The 24,284-nt window shown below is 69.8% G+C and carries 22 protein-coding genes and 2 tRNA genes; 10 read left to right on the top strand and 14 right to left on the bottom strand.

Annotated elements, in window-relative coordinates; translation table 11 throughout:
• Positions 1 to 18: 18 nt before the first annotated feature.
• Positions 19 to 795, bottom strand: coding sequence for an SDR family oxidoreductase (locus AB0M67_RS26475; protein WP_365749315.1), 777 nt, complete (start codon positions 793 to 795; stop codon positions 19 to 21).
• 415 nt (positions 796 to 1,210) lie between these two features.
• Here AB0M67_RS26475 and AB0M67_RS26470 point away from each other — a divergent pair, with 415 nt between their 5' ends.
• The 4 genes from AB0M67_RS26470 (at position 1,211) to AB0M67_RS26455 (ending at position 4,889) form a co-directional block, all read left to right on the top strand.
• Positions 1,211 to 1,924 carry a M50 family metallopeptidase gene (locus AB0M67_RS26470; protein ID WP_365749571.1) on the top strand — a complete coding sequence of 238 codons (714 nt, stop codon included), beginning with the start codon at positions 1,211 to 1,213 and terminating at the stop codon, positions 1,922 to 1,924.
• Between the two features lie 161 nt (positions 1,925 to 2,085).
• Positions 2,086 to 3,450, top strand: coding sequence for a 3-phosphoshikimate 1-carboxyvinyltransferase (aroA, locus tag AB0M67_RS26465; RefSeq protein ID WP_365749313.1), 1,365 nt, complete (start codon positions 2,086 to 2,088; stop codon positions 3,448 to 3,450).
• Between the two features lie 4 nt (positions 3,451 to 3,454).
• Complete coding sequence (gene rsgA / locus AB0M67_RS26460; RefSeq protein WP_365749311.1) at positions 3,455 to 4,465, top strand: ribosome small subunit-dependent GTPase A; 1,011 nt, start codon at positions 3,455 to 3,457, stop codon at positions 4,463 to 4,465.
• 100 nt (positions 4,466 to 4,565) lie between these two features.
• Entirely contained in the window at positions 4,566 to 4,889 is a 324-nt protein-coding gene (locus AB0M67_RS26455; protein WP_365749309.1) for a multidrug efflux SMR transporter, read from the top strand.
• Here the strand turns inward: AB0M67_RS26455 and AB0M67_RS26450 are convergent.
• A complete protein-coding gene (locus AB0M67_RS26450) occupies positions 4,855 to 5,598 on the bottom strand; it encodes a TetR/AcrR family transcriptional regulator (protein ID WP_365749307.1) in 744 nt (247 codons plus the stop codon). The genes AB0M67_RS26455 and AB0M67_RS26450 overlap by 35 nt on opposite strands.
• 132 nt (positions 5,599 to 5,730) lie before the next feature.
• Here AB0M67_RS26450 and hisN point away from each other — a divergent pair, with 132 nt between their 5' ends.
• Positions 5,731 to 6,531, top strand: a complete 801-nt coding sequence (hisN, locus tag AB0M67_RS26445) for a histidinol-phosphatase (RefSeq protein WP_365749570.1) — start codon at positions 5,731 to 5,733, stop codon at positions 6,529 to 6,531.
• A gap of 210 nt (positions 6,532 to 6,741) precedes the next feature.
• On the top strand, positions 6,742 to 7,146 hold the full coding sequence (locus tag AB0M67_RS26440; protein ID WP_365749305.1) for a CBS domain-containing protein: 405 nt from the start codon (positions 6,742 to 6,744) through the stop codon (positions 7,144 to 7,146).
• Positions 7,147 to 7,242: 96 nt separating this feature from the next.
• Here AB0M67_RS26440 and AB0M67_RS26435 read toward each other — a convergent pair whose 3' ends face one another.
• On the bottom strand, positions 7,243 to 8,712 hold the full coding sequence (locus AB0M67_RS26435; RefSeq protein ID WP_365749303.1) for a catalase: 1,470 nt from the start codon (positions 8,710 to 8,712) through the stop codon (positions 7,243 to 7,245).
• Positions 8,713 to 8,839: 127 nt separating this feature from the next.
• Between AB0M67_RS26435 and AB0M67_RS26430 the strand changes: the two genes are divergently transcribed.
• Positions 8,840 to 9,256: a Fur family transcriptional regulator gene (locus AB0M67_RS26430; protein WP_030352843.1), complete on the top strand. Its 417-nt coding sequence runs from the start codon at positions 8,840 to 8,842 to the stop codon at positions 9,254 to 9,256.
• Between the two features lie 160 nt (positions 9,257 to 9,416).
• Here AB0M67_RS26430 and AB0M67_RS26425 read toward each other — a convergent pair.
• From AB0M67_RS26425 to AB0M67_RS26410, 4 genes are all read right to left on the bottom strand, one after another.
• Positions 9,417 to 9,490, bottom strand: a tRNA-Met gene (locus tag AB0M67_RS26425).
• A gap of 88 nt (positions 9,491 to 9,578) precedes the next feature.
• Positions 9,579 to 11,528, bottom strand: coding sequence for a tetratricopeptide repeat protein (locus tag AB0M67_RS26420; RefSeq protein ID WP_365749300.1), 1,950 nt, complete (start codon positions 11,526 to 11,528; stop codon positions 9,579 to 9,581).
• A gap of 201 nt (positions 11,529 to 11,729) precedes the next feature.
• Positions 11,730 to 11,803 (bottom strand) — tRNA-Met (locus tag AB0M67_RS26415).
• A gap of 42 nt (positions 11,804 to 11,845) precedes the next feature.
• Positions 11,846 to 14,767 (bottom strand): UPF0182 family protein, encoded by a 2,922-nt coding sequence (locus tag AB0M67_RS26410; RefSeq protein WP_365749568.1) that lies wholly within the window; start codon positions 14,765 to 14,767, stop codon positions 11,846 to 11,848.
• Between the two features lie 150 nt (positions 14,768 to 14,917).
• Here AB0M67_RS26410 and AB0M67_RS26405 point away from each other — a divergent pair, with 150 nt between their 5' ends.
• Positions 14,918 to 15,475 carry a PPA1309 family protein gene (locus tag AB0M67_RS26405; protein ID WP_365749298.1) on the top strand — a complete coding sequence of 186 codons (558 nt, stop codon included), beginning with the start codon at positions 14,918 to 14,920 and terminating at the stop codon, positions 15,473 to 15,475.
• A 59-nt stretch (positions 15,476 to 15,534) separates the two neighbouring features.
• Here the strand turns inward: AB0M67_RS26405 and AB0M67_RS26400 are convergent, their stop codons facing one another.
• The 4 genes from AB0M67_RS26400 to AB0M67_RS26385 all read right to left on the bottom strand — a co-directional run bounded on the left by AB0M67_RS26400 (position 15,535) and on the right by AB0M67_RS26385 (position 18,792).
• Positions 15,535 to 16,623 carry a PDZ domain-containing protein gene (locus tag AB0M67_RS26400; protein ID WP_365749296.1) on the bottom strand — a complete coding sequence of 363 codons (1,089 nt, stop codon included), beginning with the start codon at positions 16,621 to 16,623 and terminating at the stop codon, positions 15,535 to 15,537.
• Between the two features lie 132 nt (positions 16,624 to 16,755).
• On the bottom strand, positions 16,756 to 16,944 hold the full coding sequence (locus AB0M67_RS26395) for a hypothetical protein (RefSeq protein ID WP_365749294.1): 189 nt from the start codon (positions 16,942 to 16,944) through the stop codon (positions 16,756 to 16,758).
• 166 nt (positions 16,945 to 17,110) lie between these two features.
• On the bottom strand, positions 17,111 to 17,569 hold the full coding sequence (locus AB0M67_RS26390; protein WP_365749292.1) for a molybdenum cofactor biosynthesis protein MoaE: 459 nt from the start codon (positions 17,567 to 17,569) through the stop codon (positions 17,111 to 17,113).
• 110 nt (positions 17,570 to 17,679) lie between these two features.
• On the bottom strand, positions 17,680 to 18,792 hold the full coding sequence (locus AB0M67_RS26385; protein ID WP_365749290.1) for an SDR family oxidoreductase: 1,113 nt from the start codon (positions 18,790 to 18,792) through the stop codon (positions 17,680 to 17,682).
• Positions 18,793 to 19,101: 309 nt separating this feature from the next.
• Between AB0M67_RS26385 and AB0M67_RS26380 the strand changes: the two genes are divergently transcribed.
• Positions 19,102 to 20,562 carry a zinc-dependent metalloprotease gene (locus tag AB0M67_RS26380; RefSeq protein ID WP_365749288.1) on the top strand — a complete coding sequence of 487 codons (1,461 nt, stop codon included), beginning with the start codon at positions 19,102 to 19,104 and terminating at the stop codon, positions 20,560 to 20,562.
• Positions 20,559 to 21,086, top strand: a complete 528-nt coding sequence (locus AB0M67_RS26375; RefSeq protein WP_365749286.1) for an NUDIX hydrolase — start codon at positions 20,559 to 20,561, stop codon at positions 21,084 to 21,086. The genes AB0M67_RS26380 and AB0M67_RS26375 overlap by 4 nt, the downstream gene beginning before the upstream one ends.
• Positions 21,087 to 21,186: 100 nt before the next feature.
• Here AB0M67_RS26375 and AB0M67_RS26370 read toward each other — a convergent pair whose 3' ends face one another.
• Genes AB0M67_RS26370 through AB0M67_RS26360 form a run of 3 tightly spaced genes read right to left on the bottom strand, consistent with a single transcriptional unit; the run spans position 21,187 to position 24,248 of the window.
• On the bottom strand, positions 21,187 to 21,945 hold the full coding sequence (locus AB0M67_RS26370) for an AIM24 family protein (protein WP_365749284.1): 759 nt from the start codon (positions 21,943 to 21,945) through the stop codon (positions 21,187 to 21,189).
• Positions 21,946 to 21,961: 16 nt separating this feature from the next.
• Positions 21,962 to 22,642 carry an AIM24 family protein gene (locus AB0M67_RS26365; protein WP_365749282.1) on the bottom strand — a complete coding sequence of 227 codons (681 nt, stop codon included), beginning with the start codon at positions 22,640 to 22,642 and terminating at the stop codon, positions 21,962 to 21,964.
• Between the two features lie 13 nt (positions 22,643 to 22,655).
• The gene (locus AB0M67_RS26360) at positions 22,656 to 24,248 is read right to left on the bottom strand and encodes a TerD family protein (protein WP_365749280.1); all 1,593 of its coding nucleotides are present in this window, start codon (positions 24,246 to 24,248) and stop codon (positions 22,656 to 22,658) included.
• Positions 24,249 to 24,284: the final 36 nt, after the last annotated feature.

Below are 24,284 nucleotides of genomic sequence, written 5' to 3'. Positions count from 1 at the left end.
TCCGGAATTCCGTCGGGATCAGCCCCTGGGGAATTCCCCGCCGTCCACGACAAGACCGCTCCCGGTCAGCCAGCTCGCCCGGTCGGACAGGAGGAACAGCACAGCGTGGGCGATGTCGTCGGGCCGGCCGTCGCGCCCCAGCGGCACGGCGCTTTCGGCGCCGGGCCGGCCCGGCGTCGGGTCCAGACGCGCCCACTGCTCACGCGTCGCTTCACCGCCGGGGGTGGCGACCCTGCCGGGAGTCACGGTGTTGACCCGGACCCCGAACGGGGCCAATTCCAGGGCCAGTCCCCGGCTGTAGGTCTCCAGCGCCGCCTTCGCCGCCACGTAGTGCAGGAAGGGGCCCACCGGGGTGAGGACCGCGGCCGAGGAGACGTGCACGATCGCCCCCGAACGCCGTTCCCGCATCCCCGGTGCCAGCAGCGAGTCCAGCCGCACCGACGCCAGGTAGTTCAGGTCCAGCGCGTCCTGCCACTCCTCGTCGGGGATGGCCAAGCCGTTCTCGTGCGGTACCGCGCCACCCGCGTTGTGGACCAGGATGTCCACCCCGCCCAGTACCTCACGCGCGGCCCCGGCGAGCGCCTCCGCGCCGGCGCGTGTCCGCACGTCGGCCGCCACGAAGGTGGCCCCCTCGGGCACCGTGCTCGTCGCCGACCTGGCGGTCGTGAGCACCTCGGCGCCGGCGTCCAGGAGCCGGCGCACGATCGCCTCTCCGATTCCGCGAGAACCGCCCGTGACCAGGGCCCGCTTTCCCGTGAATTCCCGCGTTCCCGATCCGTCCTCGATTGTGGTCATGCCACCGGTCCTCTCGATTCGCGCGTTGATCCGCTCGACGTAAAAAGGATCGAAGTGCGTCGGGCGCGAATCCCCGGAGAATTCGCGGTGAGCACCTCGCCGAGCGGGTTTTCACGGTACGGCCGGAAAAGAATGAAAGGCAAAGACGAAATGCCAGCAGGTGCCATAGGGAATTCCTATGGCACGTCGGCCCGCCTTCGGAGCGGGACGACTCACCGGTTGACGACGCACAGGTCTACGACGCACGGGTCGACGACGCACGGCTTGACGACGCACAGGTTTCCGGCACACAGGTTTCCGGTGGAACCGACGTGAGGCGTGCGGGCGTTTTCCTACGTATGGCAGGTCGGTGCCACACTTCCACGACACCGCCACGCCGTCACCGAGCTGAGGAGCCGCCCGAGCAATGGCCAGTATCGACTCCGCCTCCATCGGCGATCTGTGGGATCGCGTCTTCGGCACCCAGCCCGCCCCTGACGACTGGCTGGTGGTCGTGACGGCCGTCGTCGCGCTCGCCACCGTCGTACCGCGTCCGCTCTGGCGGCTCTCCCGTAACGCGATAACCATCGCGCACGAAGGCGGCCACGGGCTGATAGCCCTGCTCACCGGACGCCGGCTCGACGGCATCCGGCTGCACTCGGACACCTCGGGCCTGACCGTCAGCCGGGGCAGGCCGACCGGCCCGGGCATGATCCTCACCGCCGCCGCGGGCTACACCGCCCCGCCGCTGCTCGGTCTCGGCGGCGCCTGGCTGCTCTCCGCGCACCACATCACCCTGCTGCTCTGGCTGGCGACGGCTCTGCTGCTCGCGATGCTGGTGATGATCCGCAACGCCTACGGCGCGCTCACGGTGATCGTCACCGGGGCGGCCTTCCTGCTCATCTCGGGGCTGACCGGCCCGGACGTCCAGTCGGCGTTCGCGTACACCGCCGTCTGGTTTCTGCTCCTCGGCGGCGTACGTCCCGCCTTCGAACTCCAGGCGAAGCGCCGGTACGGCGACGCCGGGGACTCCGACGCGGACCAGCTGGGCCGGCTGACGCACGCGCCGCCCGCGATGTGGCTGTTCCTCTTCCACGCCGTCTCGCTCTGCTCCCTGGTCGGCGGCGGGCGCTGGCTGTTGGACCTCTGACACCGACTGACACCGACGGCCGCTGTCGGGCCGCTGACACCGACGGTCACGGACAATTCGCCCGCTCATCCTCCAGCCCGCTTATCACCCTCTGATTACGCCCTGGTTTCTCCGTATTTGATCAGGATCGAGGTCCCTCAAGAACCACTAAAGTGTTGGCCATGACCGAAAGCTCCGTGCAGCCCGACCTCTGGCCCGCCCCCTACGCAAACGGGGCCGTCGAAGCGACGGTCACCGTGCCCGGTTCGAAATCGGTCACCAACCGCGGTCTGGTCCTCGCCGCGCTGGCCGCCGAGCCCGGCTGGCTGCGCCGCCCGCTGCGCTCCCGCGACACCCTGCTGATGGCCGACGCGCTGCGGGCCATGGGCGTCGGCATCGAGGAGACCGTCTCGTCGTCCAGCTCCGCCGCCGGGGCCATCCCGGGTCCGAGCGGCGAGGCCTGGCGGGTGATCCCCTCCGGGCTGCACGGCCCGGCCTCCGTCGATGTCGGCAACGCCGGCACGGTCATGCGCTTCCTGCCGCCCGTCGCGACGCTCGCCGACGGCGCCGTCCGCTTCGACGGCGACCCCCGTTCCTATCAGCGTCCGCTGCACAGCGTCATCGACGCCCTGCGCGCGCTGGGCGCCCGTATCGACGACGACGGACGCGGCGCGCTGCCGCTGACCGTGCACGGCGGCGGCGCCCTGGAGGGCGGTGCGGTGGAGATCGACGCCTCCGCGTCCTCCCAGTTCGTCTCGGCGCTGCTGCTCTCGGGAGCGCGCTTCAACCAGGGCGTGGAGGTACGGCACGTGGGCTCCGTACTGCCCTCCCTGCCGCACATCAGGATGACGGTCGACATGCTGCGCGGGGTCGGCGCCCAGGTCGACGAGCCCGAGACCGGTGGTGAGCCGAATGTCTGGCGGGTCTCGGCGGGCGCGCTGCTCGGCCGCGATCTGACGGTGGAGCCCGATCTCTCCAACGCCCAGCCGTTCCTGGCCGCCGCGCTGGTCACCGGCGGCCGGGTCACCGTCCCCGACTGGCCCGAGCGAACCACTCAGCCGGGTGACGCGCTGCGCGAGATCTTCACCGGGATGGGCGGTTCCTGCGAGTTCGCCGAGACGGCCGAGGGGACCAGCCTCACGTTCACGGGCACCGGCCGGATCCATGGGGTCGATCTCGATCTGAGCGAGGTCGGGGAGCTGACCCCGGGCATCGCCGCGGTCGCCGCGCTCGCCGACTCGCCCTCCACCCTGCGGGGCGTGGCCCATCTGCGGCTCCATGAGACGGACCGGCTGGCCGCGCTCACCAAGGAGATCAACGAGCTGGGCGGCGATGTCACCGAGACCGCCGACGGACTGCACATCCGTCCGCGCCCGCTGCACGGCGGGGTGTTCCACACCTACGACGACCACCGCATGGCCACGGCGGGTTCGATCATCGGCCTCGCCGTCGAGGGCGTGGAGATCGAGAACGTCGGGACGACCGCCAAGACGCTGCCGGACTTCCCACGGATGTGGACGGACATGCTCGCGGGAGCGGGAGCCTGACGCCATGCGCCGCTACGGCAAGAACCCCGACGAGGACGACATCCGCCATCGCCCCAACCCCAAGGGCAACCGGCCGCGTACGCATATCCGGCCCAAGCACGAGGACGCGTCGGAGGGCATGGTCCTGACCGTCGACCGGGGCCGGCTGACCTGTCTCGTCGAGGATCGTGTCGTGCTGGCGATGAAGGCGCGCGAACTGGGCCGCAAGGCCGCCGTGGTGGGTGACCAGGTCTTCCTGGTGGGCGATCTGTCGGGCAAGAAGGACACGCTGGCGCGCATCGTACGGATCGAGAAGCGCCGCTCGGTGCTGCGGCGTACGGCGGACGACGACGACCCGTACGAGCGAGTGGTCGTCGCCAACGCCGACCAGTTGGCCGTGGTCACCGCCCTCGCCGACCCGGAGCCGCGCCCCCGGCTGATCGACCGCTGTCTGGTCGCGGCGTACGACGGCGGACTCGAACCGCTGCTCGTCCTGACGAAGTCGGATCTGGCCTCACCGGACGAACTCCTGGAGACCTACCGGGCGCTGGGCATCCGCCATGTCGTCACCCGGCGCGACGAACTGGCGAGCGGTCACGCGGCGGACCTCGTACGCGAGTATCTCGACGGCCGGGTCACCGCCTTCGTGGGCCACTCAGGTGTCGGCAAGACGACACTGGTCAACGCCCTGGTCCCGGAGGACCGTCAGCGGATCACCGGAGATGTCAACGCGGTCACCGGCCGCGGCCGGCACACCACCACCTCGGCGCTGGCGCTGCCGCTGGCGAAGGCGGACGGCTGGGTGATCGACACCCCCGGGATCCGGTCCTTCGGACTCCACCATGTCGATCCGTCCCGGGTCATCCTGGCCTTCCCCGATCTGGTGCCGGGTACGGAGGGCTGCCCGCGCGCGTGCAGCCACGACGAACCCGAGTGCGCGCTGGACGCCTGGGTGGCCGAGGGCCACGCCGATCCGGCCCGGCTCTACTCCCTCCGTCGACTTCTCGCCACGCGGGAGCGGCGCGAAGGTGACTGACTCGTACACGTTTGCCGCCTGTCGGCTCCGGTAAGGGGCATAATCACACCGGACACCGGGCGGTACCGAGCAGTCATTGACGCGGGGAGGCTTTTACACCATGGCGTGGCTGCTGGTTGTGGTCGCCGGGATTCTGGAGACGGGCTTCGCCGTCTGCCTGAAGCTCTCGCACGGATTCACCAGGCTCTGGCCGACGATCGCGTTCGCGGCCTTCGCGCTCGGCAGCTTCGGTCTGCTGACGCTGGCGCTGAGGAAGCTCGATGTGGGTCCCGCGTACGCGGTGTGGACGGGCATCGGCGCGGCGGGCACCGCGATCTACGGGATGGTCTTCCTCGGCGATCTCGTGTCCGTGCTGAAGCTTGTCTCGATCTCGCTGGTGATCATCGGGGTCATCGGGCTCCAGCTCTCGGGCTCGGCGCACTGAGCGGAGCGCGGAGGGGTGCGCGTATCGACGCGGTGACGGCCGTACGGACCAGCGGCCCCACGGACTCGGCGCCGGGCGCGACGACATGCGCGAGCGCGAGCCGGACGGCCAGCTCACAGCGGTACAGCAACTCGTCACGGTCATGATCGAGCCGGTCGCGATCCCGGGAGCCGGGGTCACGAGGGCCGGGGTCGCGCGGACCGGACTCCCGGAAGCCGGAATCGCGCGGACCGGAATCGCGTAGGTCCTGGCGCAGCGCCGCCGCCGATCTGTCCCGTACCAGCGCCACCAGCTCCGCGGTCCCCGGCGGCCCCATGTCCGCGCGGCGCTGCGCCGGGACGGCGGACGTGGCGGTGGCCGCCCGCGCGGGCGACGGCGCCGGGAGCCACTCCCCCCAGCAGCCGGTGAGCAGCGCGCGCAGCAGCGGTCTGGCCCGTGCCTCGCCGACCGTCCACTCGGCGACGGCGACCAGCCGGTCGACGGCGTCCGCCCGCTCGCCCAACAGCCGTTCCACACCGTGCAGATAGCGATCGGCCTCACGCCGCGTCAGCGCGCGGGCGAGACCGTCCTTGCTGCCGAACTCGTTGTAGAGGGTCTGCCGGGACACCCCGGCGCCCGACGCCACGTCGACCATTCTGATCGCGGGCCAGGGCAGCTCGGCGAGCGCCGAGAGAGCGGATCTGAGCAGGGCTTCACGCGCTGTAGGCATCGTCGCCTCCGGGGCCGTGCGGCTCTGTGCACAGAGTTGACGGGCCCTCGCGCACTGTCAAGGCCGCCGGGCGCCTTCTCGCCGACCGGACCCCGTGGCCAGGCATCCTTCACGATGGATACTGTGATGACCATGCCCGATTACCACGATGATCTGCGTCTCGCCCATGTCCTCGCGGACGCCGCCGACGCCGCGACGATGGACCGGTTCAAGGCTCTGGACCTCAAGGTCGAGACCAAACCGGACATGACTCCGGTGAGCGAGGCCGACCGGGCGGCCGAGGAACTGGTCCGTGGCAATCTCCAGCGGGCGAGGCCGCGTGACGCGATCCTGGGTGAGGAGTACGGCGTCGAGGGCACGGGCCCGCGCCGCTGGGTCATCGACCCCATCGACGGCACCAAGAACTATGTCCGCGGGGTGCCCGTCTGGGCCACGCTGATCTCCCTGATGGTGGCCGCGGAAGGCGGTTACGAACCGGTCGTCGGCGTGGTGTCAGCGCCCGCGCTCGGCCGACGCTGGTGGGCGGCGAAGGGCGGCGGCGCGTATACGGGCCGGAGCCTCTCCTCCGCGACGCGGCTGCGGGTCTCGGACGTCTCCCGCGTCCGGGACGCGTCGTTCGCGTACTCCTCACTGACCGGCTGGGAGGAGCAGGGCCGGCTGGACGGCTTCCTTGACCTGACCCGCGCCTGCTGGCGCACGCGCGGCTATGGCGACTTCTGGCCGTACATGATGGTCGCCGAGGGCTCGGTGGACATCTGCGCGGAGCCCGAGCTGTCCATCTGGGACATGGCGGCGACGGCGATCGTCGTCCAGGAGGCGGGCGGCAGCTTCACCGGTCTCGACGGCCGCCCGGGTCCGCACAGCGGCAACGCGGCGGCCTCCAACGGAATCCTCCACGAAGAGCTGCTCGGCTATCTCAACCAGCGCTATTGATCTTTCTCAACCAGCGCTATTGATTTTTTCGCGCGCCCCGCGCTGTGCGCCAGGCGCCCCCTTGTTCGCTCCGCGCAACAGTGTCACTCTAAGAGTCCCCCCACTTGTGAACTTGTGAATCGTTTCTCTAGGGTCCTCCTGATCCGCTCGGTCCCCACTCGACCCCCAAGGGACCCCGGGAACCGGTTCACCGAGGAGGTGACTCCATCCATGCTCGTCCGTGACGCGATGAGTTCGGTGGTCCTGACCATCGGACCCACGCATACGCTCCGCCAGGCGGCCCGGCTGATGTCGGCACGCCGCGTCGGCGCCGCCGTCGTCCTCGATCCCGACCACTGCGGCATCGGGATTCTCACCGAGCGCGACATCCTGAACTCGCTCGGTGCGGGCGAGAGCCCCGATGCCGAGACCGCCTGCACCCACACCACGACGTCCGTCGTCTTCGCCTCGCCCGCCTGGACGCTGGAGGAAGCCGCGGCGGCGATGTCCAGCGGCGGGTTCCGCCATCTGATCGTGCTCGATGAGCACGAACCGGTCGGCATCGTCTCCGTACGCGACATCATCCGCTGCTGGGCTCCGGCCCGGCGGGAGGCGGCGGTACTGGCCGGGGCCTGAGCCGCTGGAGCCCTCCGCCGGCCCTCGGACCCCGGGACGGCGTCAGGGGCCGGATCCCGAAGGACCCGGCCCCTGACGTCTCGGCGCGAGAGGCTGTCAGCCGCGAAGGGCCTGGACCGCGGCCTCCAGCCGCTTGCCGAAGTCACCGTCCGCCTGACGGAAGTTGTTCACCGCGCGCTCGGCGATGTCGTCGCGCGAGACCTTGGAGATGAACCCGGCGAGGTTCTCGATCAGCCGGCCCTTCTCGTCCTCGGACATCAGCCGGTACAGATTGCCCGCCTGGACGAAGTCGGTGTCCTCGGCGTGGCTCGGGGCCTCGTGATTGCCGGAGGCACCGGTCACCGCGACGGACTGCCACAGCGGCTTGTCCGTCTGGAAGGGGCCGCCGAAGCTGTTCGGCTCGTAGTTCTTGGCGCCCTTGTGCCGGCCGTCGTACAGGAAGCCGTCCCGGCTGTTCGTACGCGCCTCGGTGGCGTGCGGACGGTTCACCGGCAGGTGGTCGGCGTTGATGCCGACGCGGTAGCGGTGGGCGTCGCCGTACGCGAACAGCCGGCCCTGGAGCATCTTGTCCGGGGAGGGACCGATGCCCGGCACGAAGTGCGCCGGCGAGAAGATGGACTGCTCGACCTCCGCGAAGATGTTCTCCGGGTTGCGGTTGAGCTCCAGCTTGCCGATCTCGATCGGCGGGTAGTCCTCGTGCGGCCAGACCTTGGTCAGGTCGAACGGGTTGAAGCGGTACGTGGCCGCCTCGGCCGCCGGCATGACCTGGATCTGCACCGTCCAGGACGGGAAGTCACCGCGCTCGATGGCCTCGCGCAGATCACGCTGGTGGCTGTCCGGGTCCTGGCCCGCCAGCACCGCGGCCTCTTCCGAGGTGAGGTTCTTGATGCCCTGGTCGGTCTTGAAGTGGTACTTGACCCAGAAGACCTCGCCGGCCTCGTTGTTCCACTGGTACGTGTGCGAGCCGTACCCGTTCATATGACGGAGCGTGGCCGGGATACCGCGGTCACCGAAGAGCCAGGTCACCTGGTGGGTGGACTCGGGCGACAGACCCCAGAAGTCCCAGACGTTGTCCGCCTCCTGCGAGCCGGTGTACGGGTCACGCTTCTGGGTGTGGATGAAGTCGGGGAACTTGATGGCGTCCTTGATGAAGAACACCGGGGTGTTGTTGCCGACGAGGTCGTAATTGCCCTCTTCGGTGTAGAACTTGAGCGCGAAGCCGCGCGGGTCGCGCACCGCGTCCGCCGAGCCGAGGTTGCCGGCGACGGTGGAGAAGCGCAGGAACGTCTCCGTCTGCTTGCCGACCTCGGAGAGGAACTTCGCCCGCGTCCACTCCGAGACATCGCGGGTCAGCGTGAACGTGCCGTACGCGCCGGCGCCGCGCGCGTGCACGATGCGCTCCGGGATGCGCTCACGGTTGAAGTGCGCCAGCTTCTCCAGCAGTGCCTGGTCCTGGACCAGAACGGGACCACCGACGCCCGCGGTCTCGCTGTTCTGGTTGTCGGCGACCGGAGCTCCGGCCTCCGTGGTGAGCGGTCCCTGCGTCACGTGCGCCTCCTGCGTCATTACTGCTCGGTCCTGGTCCCTTGGCGGGTGCCGATTCCGATCCTACGATGGACTTTGTCTAAGTCAAGCAGCCATCCAAAGTCACACACGTTCGGGACCTGGGCCCCTTCACTGTTAGGCTGGTGCCATGAGTGACCTGTTGGAACGACTTCGCGAACGCGGCTGGCGCATGACGGCCCAGCGGCGCGTTGTGGCCGAGGTCCTCGACGGGGAGCATGTGCATCTGACCGCCGACGAGGTGCACGCGCGCGCCGTCGCCAGACTTCCGGAGATCTCCCGGGCCACCGTCTACAACACCCTGGGTGAGATGGTGACGCTCGGTGAAGTGATCGAGGTGTCCACGGACCGCAGGGCCAAGCGGTACGACCCGAACGCGCACAGGCCGCACCACCACCTGGTGTGTGCGCAGTGCGGTGCCATACGCGATGTCCATCCGTCGGGCGATCCGCTGGCCGATCTACCGGACGGGGAGCGCTTCGGGTTCACCATCTCGGGTGTCGAGGTGACGTACCGAGGGACCTGCCCGAACTGCGCGTCCGCGTAACCACTTCTCACGTCATCGCTTGGCAAGGGCTCCAGCGGCAGACCGCCGCCGGGGCCCTTCCTCGTAGCTGTGACGCTCGTTGTCGCTTTGACGCTCGTTGCTTTGACGCACACACGCCGGAGGCCCGGACCTCTTTCGAGATCCGGGCCTCCGGTTTCAGTAGCGGGGACAGGATTTGAACCTGCGACCTCTGGGTTATGAGCCCAGCGAGCTACCGAGCTGCTCCACCCCGCGTCGATGAACGCAACATTACGTCACGCCACCGACCAGAGCAAATCCCTTTCCGCGCGCCCCGCGCGGACTTACGAGGTGGGCTTCCGACCTACGCGGTGAGCTCCTGGTGCAGCGCCTCGCGCAGCCGCGCCGCGCGCTCCGTGACCTCGGCGGGGCCCAGCTCGACGGCGCGCGCGCACCACCGCTGGCCCTCGGTCAGCTCGCCCCGGCGCGCGGCGAGCAGCGCCAGGCGCAGCGCGGCCCGGCCGTGCCCGGCCTGCGCGGCTCTCGTCCACCACAGCGCGGCCTCCCGCTCGCCGCCCTCGCGCGCGAGCAGCAGCCCGAGGTTGAAGGCGCCGTTGCGGCTGCCCGCCTCCGCCGCCTCCCGGTACCAGCGCGCCGCGTCCGCGATATCACCGCGTCCTGCGGCGAGCATGCCGACCCGTACCTGGGCGCGCCGGTGCCCCTGCTCGGCAGCGCGCTCGTACCACTGCTCGCACTCGGTCTTCACGCCGTGCGGCTCACCGAGCGCGGGCGGTCCCGGCGGCGGCAGGCGCGAGTCCAGGACCGTGGCCAGCCGGAAGGCCGCCTCGGCGCTGCCACCACCGGCGGCACAGCGCAGATGGCGCTCGGCCGACCGCTCGTCGCCGTCCCTGAGGCAGGCGATACCGACCTGGAGGGCCGCTTCCGTATGACCGGCCGCCGCCGCGCGCTCGTACCAGCGCAGGGCCGTACCGTCGTCGTCGCGTCCCGCGTAGAGGATGCCGAGATTGAACGCGGCGTCCACACTGCCCGCCTCGGCGGCCTTGGAGAACCACGGCTCGGCGCCGGTCGGGTCGTCGGCCTGGAGCAGCAGGACGGCGAGGGCGTTGGCGGCCTCGCGGTGGCCCGCGTAGGCGGCACGGCGGTACCACTGCTCGGCCTGGACGGTGCGGTCCTGGGCGGCGCAGAGCAGCCCCAGGTTGTACGCCCCGTTGACATCGCCCGCGTCCATGGCGGCGCGGTACCAGCGCTCGGCGGTCTGCTGCTCACCGCGCGCGGCGTGCAGCGCGCCGAGGGCGTTGGCCGCGTTCCCGTCGCCCTCCTGCGCGGCGCGCAGCCACCAGATGGCGGCGCTCTCCTCGTCACCGGCGTCGCGCAGCAGGAAGCCGAGGGCGCAGGCGGCCCGTGCCTCGCCGTCCTTGGCGGAGGTCAGATACCAGCGGCCGGCCTCCTTGAGTTCACCCCGCTTCTCCAGGATCGCGCCGAGGTACAGCGCGGCCCGGCGGTGGCCGCGGGCCGCGGCCTGCCGGTACCACTGCGCGGCCTCGCTGATCAGCGACGGCCCGGCGGGGGTTCCCTCTCCACCGCTCCCGCCGCTGTCGCGGCGCGGGATCGCGTCGGTGACCGGGCGCCGGCGGCCACCCGAGGTCGGGGGGCCCGTACCGCTGCGGTAGACCGCGTCGGCTCCCGGATGCGCTGTCTCGCGCGCCCGGTCCTCCAGGGCGCGGGCGAGCCGGTACGCCGCCTCGCGGTGCCCCTGCTCCGCGGCGGCGCGTAGCCAGCGTTCGGCCCCGACATCGCTGCGGTGCTCCAGCAGATCGGCGAGGGCGTACGCGCCCAGGGCGTGGCCCTGCTCGGCGGACTGGCGCAGCCAGTACTCGGCGGCGGGCTCGTCGCCCAGCTCGCGGTAGTGCCGCCCCAGCGCGTGGGCCGCGGCGGCGGATCCGGCGACAGCGGCGACCCGCCACCAGCCGGCCGCCTCGTCGAGATAGCCGCGCTGGTGGAGCAGGACACCGAGGTTGTTGGCGGCGGCGCGCTCACCCGCGCTCGTCGCGGCACGCAGATAGGGCTCGGCGGCGTCGAGATCGCCGCGGCGCAGCAGCATGGCGCCCAGGACGCTCATCGACGCCGTGTCGCCCGCGTCGGCGGCGCGCCGGTGGCGCTCCTCGGTCTCGGCGTCGGCGGCGCTCTCGGCGGATCCCGCCGTGCCGCTCTCGGCCCGGGCGCCATCCTCTACCTGTCGCTGCACATACCGCCCTGTCTCCAACAGAGTTGTCCTATCCCCCATATTTTCCATCGTCGCACCACTGACCACCCGCGTACAGCCGGTATACAGCGGCCGGTGGTCACTTCAGCGTTTTGTCGACATGCCCACAGAGAGACAAGTCAAACACGCTCGCCGCCAACTCAGGGGACCTGAGACACAGTTGGCACATGTGGCGCGGCGCGCATGGCGAGGGCCCGGATCCTTGTATGGATCCGGGCCCTCGACTTCGCGTAGCGGGGACAGGATTTGAACCTGCGACCTCTGGGTTATGAGCCCAGCGAGCTACCGAGCTGCTCCACCCCGCGTCGTTGTGTCCCAACCGTACCACGGGGTGGAGTGCCTTCTACTCAGCCGCTGTTGTCGCCGCCCGTCCCGCTGTCGCCGCTGTTTCCGCTGGTCGAGCCGGATCCGGCCTCCGCGTCGGCGGCCCGCTGGAGCGCGTCCTGAAGGTCCTTCTGGGCCTTGCCGTACGCCGTCCAGTCCTGCTTCGCCAACGCGGCCTCACCGTCCTCGTACGCCTTCTGGGCGTCCGCGATGGCCTGTTGCAGCGCCTTGTCACCGGTGGCCGGCGGCTTGGTGGTCTCGCCCGGTGGCGGCGGGGTCGTGGGCTGTGTCGAACCCTCCGCCCCGAACACCGCGTTGAGCGCCTCGGGGAGGCTGTCCTTGAAGACGGGCTTGCCGCCGTACGAGACAGCCACCTTCTTCAGCAGCGGATAGTTCGCGCTGCCACCGCGCGCGTACACCGGCTCGATGTACAGGAAGCCTCCGTCGAGCGGCACCGTCAGGAGGTTGCCGTACTCGATGTCCGAGTCGGTGCCTCTCAGGTTTCTGACGAACTCGGCGACTTCCGGCACACCGTTCAGCTCGCTCTGCACCTGTTGCGGGCCCTGCACGGTGGACGTCACTCTCAGGACTCTGATCTTGCCGAAGTCCGAACTGGTCGCATCGGCGTCCACCGCCATGAACGCCCCCAGGTTGGGGCGTCCGTTGGGCGTGAAGGTGGTGGTCAGCGAGAACTTCTGCTCGTCCTGACCGGGCATCTTCAGGCTCAGGTAGTACGGCGGGACGGAGTTGCTGTCCTTGTTGGTCGGATCGTCCGGCACCTGCCACGCGTCACTGCCGCTGTAGAACTGCGCGGGGTCCTCGACGTGATAGCGGGTGAGCAGCTCGCGCTGCACCTTGAACATGTCCTGCGGGTAGCGCAGATGGGACAGCAGATCGGGCTTGATCTCGGACTTCGGCTGGACCGTGTCCGGGAACGCCTTCATCCAGGTCTTGAGCACCGGGTCCGTGGTGTCCCACTCGTACAGCTTGACCGTGCCGTCGTACGCGTCGACGGTGGCCTTCACCGAGTTCCGGATGTAGTTGACCTGGTTCTGCTGCGCGACGACCGCGCGCTGGCTGTCGGTCAGCGAGTCGGCCGTGGTGTCGCCGAGCGTCGTACGGGACGCGTACGGATAGCCGTTCGTCGTGGTGTACGCGTCGACGATCCACTGGATACGGCCGCCGACCACGGCGGGATAGGCGTCGCCGTCGATCGTCAGCCAGGGCGCGACGGCCTCGACGCGCTCCTTGGGCGTGCGGTTGTAGAGAATCCGCGAGCCGTCGCCGATGGCGCCGGAGTAGATCATCTGGGGCTCGCTGAAGGCCACGGCGTACGCCGCGCGGTTCAGCGGGTTGGAGAGATCGACTCCGCTCTTGCCCTTGTAGCTCGTCGTCCGCTCGCCGTTCTTCTCGTAGTCCAGCTCCTTCTGGGGGCCGCCCACGATCGAGTACTGCTCGGTCTTCTCGCCGTAGTAGACGCGCTGTTCGTACGTGGGGAGCTGACCGGTGGTCGGCAGGCCGGACTCGGTGAAGTCCGGGGCGCCGACGGTGCCGTTGTTCTCGTCCGTCACCGTGTTCGTACCCTTGGCCGCGATCACGCCGTACCCATGCGTGTACGTGAAGTGATCGTTGATCCAGTTGCGCTTGGGGATACCGGTGATGTTCAGCTCGCGCAGACCGACGACCGTGTCCTGCGGCTTTCCGTCGGGGCCGGTGTACCGGTCGACGTCCAGCGTGGCGGGGAACTGGTAGTACTTACGCTCCTGCTGGAGCTGCTGGAACGCGGGCGAGACCACATTGGGGTCGACCAGCCGGTAACTGGCGGCGGTGTCGGCCGCCTTGCGCTGCTCGGCCTTCTTGTCGGGGTCGCCCTTGCCGCCGTAGTTCTGCACATCGGCGTCATCGATGCCGTACGCCTCACGCGTGGCGTCGATGTTCTTCTTGATGTACGGCGCTTCCTTGGCCTGCTCGTTCGGCTGGACCTGGAACTTCTGCACGATCGCCGGGTAGAGGCCGCCGATGAGGATCGCCGACAGCACCATCAGACCGAAGCCGATCACCGGCAGCTGCCACGTACGGCGCCAGAGCGTCGCGAAGAACAGCAGGGCGCAGATGACGGCGATGCAGAAGAGGATCGTCTTCGCCGGGAGATAGGCGTTGGCGTCGACGTACCGCAGGCCCGTCCAGTTGCCCGCCGCCTTGAAGTCACTGGACTTCACGGCCAGCCCGTACCGGTCGAGCCAGTACGCCACGGCCTTCAGCGAGACGAAGACACCGAGCAGCACCGACAGATGGCCGGTGGCCGCGGCGGTGGCCCGCGCGCCGGGGCTGGTGATCCGCAGCCCGCCGTACAGATAGTGGGTCAGCGCGGCGGCGATCAGCGACAGCACCGTGGCCGCGAAGCCGAAGGCCAGCATGAAGCGGTACCAGGGAAGATCGAACGCGTAGAACGACACGTCCATCTTGAACTGGGGATCCTTCTGGCCGAAGGCCACCCCGTTCACCCACATCAGCCACGTACGCCACTGTCCCGCGGCGGACGCCCCGGAGATCAGCCCGACCAGCGCGGTGATCGCCAGCAGCACCCACTTCTTGTACGGGGCGATCCCCATGCGGTACCGGTCGAGGTTCTGCTGCTCCATCGACATCGCGCTGAGCGGCGGACGCAGCCGGTGTGCCAGCCAGATGTTGAGGCCGACGGCGCCGCCCATCAGCAGCCCGAAGACGGCGAACAGGCCGACTTTGGTCCAGAGCGTGGTGGTGAAGACCGAGGAGTACTTCACCGAGCGGTACCAGAGCCAGTCGGTCCAGAACCCCGCGAACATGACGAAGAGCATGGCCAGTACGGCCAGCACGCCCAAGGTCATGAGCAGGGTCCGGACCCGCCGAGAGGGCCGGCCCACTCTCATCCGTGGCCCGGCTGGGCCTCCGCCGCGGTCCGGCATCTGGAAAGCCAACGTGCGCACCTCTAAGTTCGCGGTCGTGTGATTCAGCGTGTGAAAAGCGGGCCCCGCGATCGTAGAGCCCACTGATGCAACTTACTGAGGCTTTACCTAGTTCCCGCACCCGGGTCCGAAGGAGGCAGGATATTGACCATGTCCAACGTCTCTCCCTCAGGCACACCCATGGCCGCGAGCCCGCTGACCCGTGCGGTGCTCGAAATCGACGAGTACGCGTCCGGGCTCGGCTGGGACCAGCCGGCCAGGCTTTTCGCGCTCGTCGACACCGCGCGGCTGCGCACCGACGAACCGGAGCTCGCGGCCCAGCTGGGTCTCGACGACGCCGGGTCGGTCGCGCCCCTCACCCCTATCGAGCAGGACGAGATCCCGTCCGGCACCCCGCTGGACGAGTTCCTCGCCACCATCGCGTGGCCCGGGGCGGTGGCGGGCTGCGCGATGACGGTCGAGCGGCTGATGCTGCCGCCGTCCGCGGAGGCGTCCGTACCGGAAGGTCTCGACGAGGCCGGACTCGCCTCCTGGGTCTCCGCCCACCCGGAGCGTCAGGAGGTACGGATGACCGTGGCCGTGCTGCGTGACGGCGCCAGGGAGTCGGCGCTGCGGCTGCGCGAGAAGGACTCGCCCAGTGAGGTCCTCACCGGCTCCGGTCTGGTCCCGGGGCTCGCCGAGGCGCTCTCCGCCACGTTCGAGGCGTAAGCGATCCCTGTCCGCCGCTAGCGATCCCTGTCCCCCGCTCGTGCCCGGGGCGCGGCCGGTCAGCTCGCCGAACAGCTCGGCAGGCCGGCCGTGTCCCCGGTGCGGATCTTGTCCAGGGACTTCGTGGCGTCCGCGATGGTCTTCACCCTGACCAGCGTGAGGCCGCTCGGGATGTCGGAGACCGCCGAGGCGCAGTTCTGGTCCGGTGTGAGGAAGTACTCGGCGCCCGCGGCGCGCGCGCCGACGAGCTTCATCTCGATACCGCCGATCGGGCCGACCGCGCCCTTGTCGTCGATCGTGCCCGTACCGGCGACGAATTTGCCGCCCGTCAGAGAGCCGGGGGTGAGCTTGTCGACGAGGCCGAGGGAGAACATCAGCCCGGCGCTCGGACCGCCCACATCCGCCAGCTTGATGTCCATGGTGAACGGGAACGTGTGGTCGGTCCCGGCCTGGATGCCGACGATCGCCCGGTCGCCCTCGGGAGACTTCGCCGTGGTGACCGTGACCTTCTCGCCGCCCTCGGGCTCCTTGCCGGCCTTCTCCGCCGCCTTCGCCGCGTCGGCGGGGATGATGGTGAAGGAGACGTCCTCGCCGGGCTGGTGCTTGGTGACAAGCTTGGCGACGTCCTGGGGTTCCTCGACCGTCGTACCGTCCACGGCCTTGATCACATCGCCGGCGTGCAGCCTGCCCTCCGAGGGGCTGCCCTTGATCACGGACGAGACGATGATCCGCGACGACACCGGGATGTTCAGCTGCCGCAGGGCCGCGACCTTGGCGCTCTCCTGGGACTGGCTGAACTCTTCCGCGTTCTCCTGCGTGGACTGCTCTTCCGTCTTGCCGTCCGGATACAGGGTGTCGTGCGGCACTACCACATTGTCATGGGCCAGCCAGCCGTAGACCGCTTCGACGATATTCATGTTGTAGTCCGCGCCGGTGACCCTGACCGTCGTCATATTGAGATGACCCGAGGTCGGATACGTCTTGCGGCCGGAGATCTGGAGTACGGGCTCACCGCCCGCGTCGCCGAGTGTGTTCACCGTCGGCCCGGGGCTCATCTCCGAATACGGCACTTTGATCAGCACGCCTGCGCAGAGCAGCGCGATGAGGACGAGGGTGGAGGCGAGCATCGTCGCGGTGCGGCGTGGCATGGAACGACAGTACGGGAAGGGTCTGTCAGTGCACCCCTGGGGCCGGTCCGTACGAGGCGGCACCCCTGGGGCCGGTCCGTACGGGGTCACGGGCGGCGGAGCCGGGGCGACGGCGTACGGACCGCGACGACGTCAGACGACAGCGTCGGATCCGGCGGAAGCCGTGCCGGAGGGCGCCTTCTCCATCGCGTCACGGAACCGGGCGTAGCCGTTGAGCTCGGCTATGTCTCCGATCGTGCGGTCCCTGGAGACCCAACTTCCCCATATGCCCGCGCCTATCGCGGCGAAGAGCGGAATCAAGAGCCAAACCAGTGCGGCCATTACCATCTCCCGACCTCAAGTGAGCGTCTGTCACTGCCCGATCAGCAGATAACCATCTGCTGAGACAACGCTGCTGGCCTGGGGACGGTTACGCAAATCGGACCGTAGGTGTACTGACCGGGTTTCAGACGGCGCCGGTCGTGCGAAGCGCGCGTGAGGACCTGCCTCAGACGCCGACCCACTCCTCCGTGCCGTCCGAGAATTTCTGGTGCTTCCAGATCGGGACCTCGTTTTTGAGGTTGTCGATCAGCTTCCGGCAGGCCTCGAACGCCTCCCCCCGATGCGGGCAGGAGACCGCCACGACGACCGCCAGATCTCCGACCGCCAGATCACCCACACGGTGGACAGCGGCCAGCGCGCGCACGGGATACTCGGCGACGATCTTCTCCGCGACGCGACGCAGCTCGGTCTCGGCCGTGGGATGGCTGGAGTAGCCGAGGGTGTCGACATCGGCGCCGCCGTCGTGGTTACGCACCGTGCCGACGAAGAGCGCCGTGCCGCCGGCCGCGTCGTCGCCGACCGCGCGGAAGACCTCGTCGACGCTCAGCGGGGTGTCGCGTATCGCCAGCAGCCGGATCGGATCCTGCGCCGCCCGCTCGCCGGGGTGGGAATGCGTGCTCGCCATGGCCCCATCGTGCCGTACGGCACCGACATCGCGGAACGGCGGCCGGAGAAGGGTCCGGAGCCTGTCCGGGTCCGGAGCCTGTCCGGCGGATCCTCGCGGGACGACGGGTTCTAGAGCCTGCGCCGTGCCTTGCGAGCCCGGCGTACCAGCGCGGCCGTACCGAGCAGTGCCACCGTCGCGCCCGCCGCGCCCGCCGCGGTGGCGTCCTTGCGGCCGAGCCGTCGGCCGACGACCGTGTGGCGGCCCTCCACCTCCTCCAGGAGCGCGGCGAGGACCTCCTCGTTGGTCCAGCGTGGCCGCCAGCCCGCGTCGTGCAGCCTGCTGACGCTGACCACCCAGGGATGCATGGTGTAGGCGAGGTCGCCGGCGGGCGAGGGGGTGAGACCGATCCGGTGCAGCCGGGCCGCGGCCCCCAGGGCGACCGCCGACGGCAGTTCCATCCGGCGGATACCGCTCAGCTCCTCGACCTCCTCCTGCTCAAGCCAGCCGTCACAGCCGACCGCGAACTCCCCGTCGACCTTCTCCAGCGCGGCGTACTCCAGTGCGCCGACCAGATCGTCGACATGGCAGAACTGCCAGGTGGGGCGGGATCCCGCGACCACGAGCAGCCGCGGCGACTCGAAGTAACGGGTGAGCGCCGTGTCCGTGCCGCCGACCAGGACGGTGGGGCGTACGACCGTCACATTGAGGCCGGGGTGCGCGCGGGGCGCGCGGCGGCCGAGACGTTCGATCTCCAGCAGATCACCGACGCCGGTCGCCTCGGCGGTCGCACGCAGCTCCGCGTCCTCGGAGAGCGGGATGTCGTTGTCGGGCAGCGCGCCGTAGACCATGGCGGAGGTGCAGAGCACGACGCGGTGCACCCCCACGGCGGCGGCGGCCGTGAGCACGGTCTGCGTGCCGCGCACGTTGTACGCCGTACGCGCGGTCGCGTCGGTCTCCAGATCGAGATCGAGCGCGAGGTGTACCACCACATCCGCCCCGCGCAACTTCTCCGCGATCGCCGGGTCGCGGACATCGAGGACATGCCACTGAACCTCGGAGACCTCGCCCCTGCGCTCGTCGATGGCGATGACCTGCTTGATCTCCTCGGACGCCGCCAGACGGCGGGTGAGCAGGTCACCCACCCCGGAGGCGGCGCCGGTGACCGCGACGACGGGGCCCCGGGACGGGGGCGTGGTTGAGCGGTTTCGCGCTGCGCGAACCTGCGGATCTGGGGAACTCACCGGGCGTCTCCAGCGGTTGTCTTCAGTACGTACGTGAACGACGCGTACGTACCAGGTGATGTCCATCCTGCCGCAGGCCATGGTCCGGCGGAGCAGCGAGCCCGGAAGCCGCCCGGGTGTCGAAATGGTATGCGGCCGTCGGAGGCGGGAGACACAGCAGGTCGAAGGCAGGTTCCCGGGGAGTACGGCCGGGCGCGGCCCGCGGCCCGCGAAGCCAGCCTCACCCGCCCGGTGCCGCTTAGGCTGGGTGGTGTAGTCGGGCAGCCGCCGCCGGCAGCAAGCCGGTGGCCCTACGAGCCGAGGAACCCCGTGAGTGACACCCCATTCGGATTCGGCCTTCCGCCGGAGGAGCCGGAGGACGGCGACGGCAAGAAGAAGGACCCCGCCGGAGGTGGTCAGGGACAGGGTGCCGGTGGCGGTCCCGTGAACCCCTTCGCGGGGTTCGGGCTGCCGGGCGGCGCGGGCGGCGGGGACAATCCGTTCGCCGCGATGTTCGGCTCGCTCAACCCCAACGACCTGGGCGCGGCCTTCCAGCAGCTCGGCCAGATGCTGAGCTATGAGGGCGGTCCCGTGAACTGGGACATGGCCAAGCAGATCGCCCGCCAGACGGTCGCCCAGGGCACCCCGGACGGCACGAAGGACGCGAGCGTCGGGCCCTCAGAGCGCGCCGCCGTCGAGGAGGCCGTACGGCTGGCCGACATCTGGCTCGACGGCGTGACATCCCTGCCCTCCGGTGCCAGTACGGCGGTGGCGTGGAGCCGCGCCGAGTGGGTCGAGGCGACGCTGCCCGCATGGCAGCAGCTCGTCGATCCGGTGGCGGAGCGGGTCGGTACGGCCATGGGCGAGGTGCTGCCCGAGGAGATGCAGTCCGTGGCGGGTCCGCTGATCGGCATGATGCGCTCCATGGGCGGCGCCATGTTCGGCCAGCAGATCGGACAGGCCGTGGGCGTGCTCGCGGGCGAGGTGGTCGGTTCGACGGACATCGGGCTCCCGCTCGGCCCGGCGAACAGGGCCGCGCTGCTGCCGCTGAACATCGAGGCGTTCAGCAAGGACCTCGGAGTGCCCAAGGACGAGATCCGGCTGTATCTGGCGCTGCGCGAGGCCGCCCATCAGCGGCTCTTCGCCCATGTGCCCTGGCTGCGGTCGCATATGTTCGGCGCGGTCGAGGGCTATGCCCGGGGGATCAAGGTCGACACGACCAAGCTGGAGGACGTGGTCGGCCAGTTCGACCCGACCCATCCCGAGGAGCTTCAGGAAGCTCTCCAGCAGGGCATGTTCCAGCCCGAGGACACACCCGAGCAGAAGGCCGCGCTGGCCCGTCTCGAAACGGCGCTCGCGCTGGTCGAGGGCTGGGTGGACGCGGTGGTGCACGAGGCCGCGAAGTCCAGGCTCACGGGCGCCGACGCGCTGCGCGAGACGCTGCGCAGGCGGCGCGCCTCCGGTGGTCCGGCGGAGCAGACCTTCGCCACCCTCATCGGTCTCCAGCTGCGCCCGCGCCGGCTGCGGGACGCCTCGCGGCTGTGGGCCTCGCTCACGGACGCGCGGGGCGTCGACGGCCGCGACCGTCTGTGGGAGCACCCGGACATGCTGCCGACCGCCTCCGACCTGGACGATCCGGACGGCTTCGTCCACCACGAGCAGCTGGACTTCTCCGAGCTGGACAAGATGCTCGGCGAGGCCGCGGACGGCAAGCCGGACCTGCGCAAGGGCGACGGCGCCAAGGATGACGGCGAGAAGCACGACGACGACAAGGGTGACAGCGAGAAGTGAGCCTGCACGACGACGCGGTCCTCGTGCTGAAGGGCTACGAGGACCAGCATGAGCTGCGCGAGCTCTATCTGGACCAGCTGGCCGCTCATCCCGACGCGATGTGGAAGTCCTGCGAGGCCGGGCATCTGACGGCCAGCGCGCTGGTGATCGATCCGGAGCGCGGCCGGGTCCTGCTGACCCTGCACAAGAAGCTCCGCATGTGGCTCCAGATGGGCGGGCACTGCGAGCCGGGTGACACCTCGCTGGAGCGGGCGGCGCTGCGCGAGGCCACGGAGGAGTCCGGGATCGAGGGGCTGACGCTGCTGGCGGGCGGTCCCGTACAGCTGGACCGGCACGCGATCCCGGCGCCGTGCCACTGGCATCTCGATGTCCAGTACGTGGCGCTGGCGCCGTCCGGTTCGGTCGAGGCGATCAGCGAGGAGTCACTGGATCTGCGCTGGTTCTCCTACGACGAGGCCGCGGCGGTGGCCGACGGTTCGGTCGTACGGCTGGTGGAGCGCGGCCTGGCCGCGCTCCACCGCTGAGAGCGGGAGAGCGCTCGGTGAGAGCTGGAGGACTGGAGAACGGCTGAGAAGGGGCGGCCCCATGAGGGCGGCCCCTTCCGCCGGTCCCGTCTCACCCGCGTCAACGGCTCCAGACGTTGTTCTGGTTCTGGCCGTGGACGCCCTGCTGGCCGACCCCGTACTGAGCCCCGAGGCCCTGCCCGATCACCGCGTGCTGCGGGGGCATGACCTCGCTGGGCTGGACCAGCGCGTACCCCTGGCCGAGGAAGCTCAGCTCCCAGCCCTCGCCGGTGTTGCCGCGTCGTCGCAGCACCCCCGAGGAGTGCGTCTGCGCCTGCATCTGCACCCGCAGGCCGGAGGACCACGCGACGACCGCGTCGGCGTCCGCGTTGACGTATGTCTCCGGCGTGACCCGCATCATCAGCGGCTGGCCCGAGGTCATCAGCGCGACCTTGCCCCGGCCGGAGATGCTCAGCTGGTACTTGCCCGAGCCGGAGATCCCGTACTGACTGTCCACCGCGATCACTTCGGTGTGCAGCGTGGAGTCGAGCGCGAGCACATAGGCGCTGTCCACCGTCATTCCCTCGTGGTCGACGTCCACCACATGGATGTACTGGGCGAGATTGGCCAGGAAGACCGTGCCCTGTCCGGTGCAGCGCATCAGCTCCAGTCCCTCACCGGTGTGCGCGTGGGACTGGCGCCGGCTCTGCGACTGATACTCCCCGTCGAAGTCGATCAGCCCCTGGTAGGCGACCATCGCGCCCTTGCGGGCGAGGACATCGTCCTGCCCGGTGAGCACGACCCGCAGCAGCTGCGGGTTCTGTACCGCGTAGCGGTCCTGGGACTGCTGCTCGGTATAGGCGAAAAGCGGACTCTGCATGGTGTGTTCTCCCCCCTCAGCCCTGGACCCGCAGGCGGTCGGTGCTGTCCTCGCTGGGCTGTACGACCACGATTCCCGAGCCGGAGAAGGCCATCTGGTAGGCCTCCCCGCTGCCGCGGCCGATCAGCGCCGATGCCTTGAAGCTGCGCTTGCCCTTCACCTTCAGAGCCGGTGACCAGGCGACGAGGGCGTCCGGGTCCACATAGGTCTCGTCCTCGCCCCGGCCGCAGTCGACGACGATCGGGGTACCGCGCGAGGTCAGGGCGACCCAGCCGGTGCCGGAGATCTGTACGTTCCACAGCCCCTGGCCGGCGAACTTGGCCAGCCCCTTCACCCGCTCGACGCCCAACTGAAGGTGCGCGTCGAAGGCCAGCAGATTGGTGCCGTTGACCGAGAGCGCGTCGTTGTCGAGATTGATGACCACGACATCCGCGCCGTAGTCGGCGAGATAGAGCAGACCGTCACCCGAGCACTTCATCAGGGGCGTGCCCTCGCCGGTCACCCACTGGGAGGCGAGCTGACGGATGGCGGGCGGGTTCGGCTCGTACTGGATGAAGCCCTCGTAGGCGATCATCGAGCCGGTGCGTGCGAACAGGTCCTGGCCCGAGGCCATCGCGACCTTGAGCATGGCGCGGCCGTGGTTCTCCATCCGGGCCGCGACAGGGGTGGGGGCAAAGCCCGCGAGCTGCTGGTTCATTGTCCGGGCTCCCTCAGACCTCGTACGGCTGGACGACGATGAAGTTCCCGGGGGCTCCCCGGAACTGGAGGTTCACGGTCTCGCCGCTGTGGCCGGGATACGCGTTGCGGCGCAGTCTGACCTGGCTGGAGATGATCACCTGGGACGCGGCCGACCAGGCGACGACCGCGTTGGAATCGGCGAAGGTGGTGGGCGTGACGGGCAGGACCACCGGGATGCCATGGGTCTTCACCACCACCGTGCCCGTCCCCTGGAACAGCATGGTGAACAGCGCCCCGCCGGGGATGCCATGGCCCTCGATACGACGGACCTCGTACTGAAGGCTCTCGTCGAAGGCGAGGACGTTCTCGGCGGAGACGCAGATGCCGTCGCCCTGGAGCTCGACCGGGTGCAGATGCGCGCCCTCTTCGGCGAGGAAGACCTGTCCCTTGCCGGTGCAGCGCATCAGCTGCATCTCCTGGCCGGTGGCGTTGCCGACGAGACGGCCGGCGAAACCGGCGCCCTTGTAGCCGAAGTCGACCTTGCCCTGATACATCACCATGCTGCCCTGGCGGGCGAGGACGGGACTGCCGCCCTCGCCGAGGTCGACGCGCATCAGCTGGCCGTTCTGCGGGGTCCAGCGCTGGCCTGTGGGCAGTTCCCTGTACGGCTGAAGAGCCGCCTGGAGACCGGCGCCACCGGGAGGCACGCCCTGCGGGACACCTTGAGGGGCGCCTGGGGGCGGTCCCGGCGGCTGCTGACCGTAGGGCGCCGGGGCCGGCTGGCCGAACGGGGCGGCGGGCTGACCGTAGGGCGCGGGGGCAGGGACGGGCGCGGGCTGGCCGTACGGGGACGGTGCGGGCGCCGGCGGAGGAACCGCGCCGCCCGGCGGGGTCATCGGCGCCACGATGGTCGGCGCGCTGTGCACGGGCGCCGGGGCGGGGGCTGGGGCAGGCGGCGGTACCGGGGCGGGCGCCGGCGGTCCGGCCGGAGCGCCGAAGGCGGGAGGCGGGGTGTTCTGCGCGGGTGGCGCGAAGGCGGGAGGTGCGAAGGCGGGCGGCGCCCCACCGGCCTCCGGCTCCGGCGCGGCCGGCTCCTCCTCGGCGACCTCGCCGCCGAAGTTCTTCAGCAGCGCGTCGAGACCGCCGTCGAAGCCCTGGCCGACGGCGGCGAACCGCCATACGTCCTTGAGATAGAAGTCACCGAGCATCACGGCACGCTCGGTGGTGAACTCCGCGCCGGTGAAGGCGTATCGGACGACTTCCTCGCCGCCCGCGACGATACGGATGTATCCGGGGCCGACCTGGGACATCTGTCCGGCGCCGTCAAGGGTGGCGGTGAACGAGAGCTTGTGGATATTCGCCGGAATACGGTCCAGGGTCACCCGGAACGATTCGGTGTCGCCGGCCTGCGCGCCCAGCAACTGAAGGGATTCCTCCGGTGACTTCGGCTGATTGAAGAAGATGAAGTAACGGTCGTCCGAGAGCTGCTCGTTGGCGTCGAGGCCGAAACAGCTGATGTCGAAGCTCAGCCCGGGGCCGGCGATCTGCACACCTACGTACAGATCCGTCCCCGCCGTGAGATCACTGATCTTGGCCTTGTGGCCGCGCTGGAATTCCCTGGCCATGCGTAACGACCGTCCCCCATCCGGATGGTGATTGCG

The organism is Streptomyces sp. NPDC051662, assembly GCF_040681655.1.
GTDB lineage: Bacteria > Actinomycetota > Actinomycetes > Streptomycetales > Streptomycetaceae > Streptomyces.
This window is presented reverse-complemented; position numbering and strand designations above follow the sequence as displayed.

What these genes read in the sequence shown, in the direction of transcription:
- AB0M67_RS26475 (WP_365749315.1), bottom strand. Translation starts at nt 795, where the DNA reads ATGACCACAATCGAGGACGGATCGGGAACGCGGGAATTCACGGGAAAG.
- aroA (WP_365749313.1), top strand. Translation starts at nt 2,086, where the DNA reads ATGACCGAAAGCTCCGTGCAGCCCGACCTCTGGCCCGCCCCCTACGCA.
- rsgA (WP_365749311.1), top strand. Translation starts at nt 3,455, where the DNA reads ATGCGCCGCTACGGCAAGAACCCCGACGAGGACGACATCCGCCATCGC.
- AB0M67_RS26455 (WP_365749309.1), top strand. Translation starts at nt 4,566, where the DNA reads ATGGCGTGGCTGCTGGTTGTGGTCGCCGGGATTCTGGAGACGGGCTTC.
- AB0M67_RS26450 (WP_365749307.1), bottom strand. Translation starts at nt 5,598, where the DNA reads ATGCCTACAGCGCGTGAAGCCCTGCTCAGATCCGCTCTCTCGGCGCTC.
- hisN (WP_365749570.1), top strand. Translation starts at nt 5,731, where the DNA reads ATGCCCGATTACCACGATGATCTGCGTCTCGCCCATGTCCTCGCGGAC.
- AB0M67_RS26440 (WP_365749305.1), top strand. Translation starts at nt 6,742, where the DNA reads ATGCTCGTCCGTGACGCGATGAGTTCGGTGGTCCTGACCATCGGACCC.
- AB0M67_RS26435 (WP_365749303.1), bottom strand. Translation starts at nt 8,712, where the DNA reads ATGACGCAGGAGGCGCACGTGACGCAGGGACCGCTCACCACGGAGGCC.
- AB0M67_RS26430 (WP_030352843.1), top strand. Translation starts at nt 8,840, where the DNA reads ATGAGTGACCTGTTGGAACGACTTCGCGAACGCGGCTGGCGCATGACG.
- AB0M67_RS26420 (WP_365749300.1), bottom strand. Translation starts at nt 11,528, where the DNA reads ATGGAAAATATGGGGGATAGGACAACTCTGTTGGAGACAGGGCGGTAT.
- AB0M67_RS26410 (WP_365749568.1), bottom strand. Translation starts at nt 14,767, where the DNA reads ATGCCGGACCGCGGCGGAGGCCCAGCCGGGCCACGGATGAGAGTGGGC.
- AB0M67_RS26405 (WP_365749298.1), top strand. Translation starts at nt 14,918, where the DNA reads ATGTCCAACGTCTCTCCCTCAGGCACACCCATGGCCGCGAGCCCGCTG.
- AB0M67_RS26400 (WP_365749296.1), bottom strand. Translation starts at nt 16,623, where the DNA reads ATGCCACGCCGCACCGCGACGATGCTCGCCTCCACCCTCGTCCTCATC.
- AB0M67_RS26395 (WP_365749294.1), bottom strand. Translation starts at nt 16,944, where the DNA reads ATGGCCGCACTGGTTTGGCTCTTGATTCCGCTCTTCGCCGCGATAGGC.
- AB0M67_RS26390 (WP_365749292.1), bottom strand. Translation starts at nt 17,569, where the DNA reads ATGGCGAGCACGCATTCCCACCCCGGCGAGCGGGCGGCGCAGGATCCG.
- AB0M67_RS26370 (WP_365749284.1), bottom strand. Translation starts at nt 21,945, where the DNA reads ATGCAGAGTCCGCTTTTCGCCTATACCGAGCAGCAGTCCCAGGACCGC.
- AB0M67_RS26365 (WP_365749282.1), bottom strand. Translation starts at nt 22,642, where the DNA reads ATGAACCAGCAGCTCGCGGGCTTTGCCCCCACCCCTGTCGCGGCCCGG.
- AB0M67_RS26360 (WP_365749280.1), bottom strand. Translation starts at nt 24,248, where the DNA reads ATGGCCAGGGAATTCCAGCGCGGCCACAAGGCCAAGATCAGTGATCTC.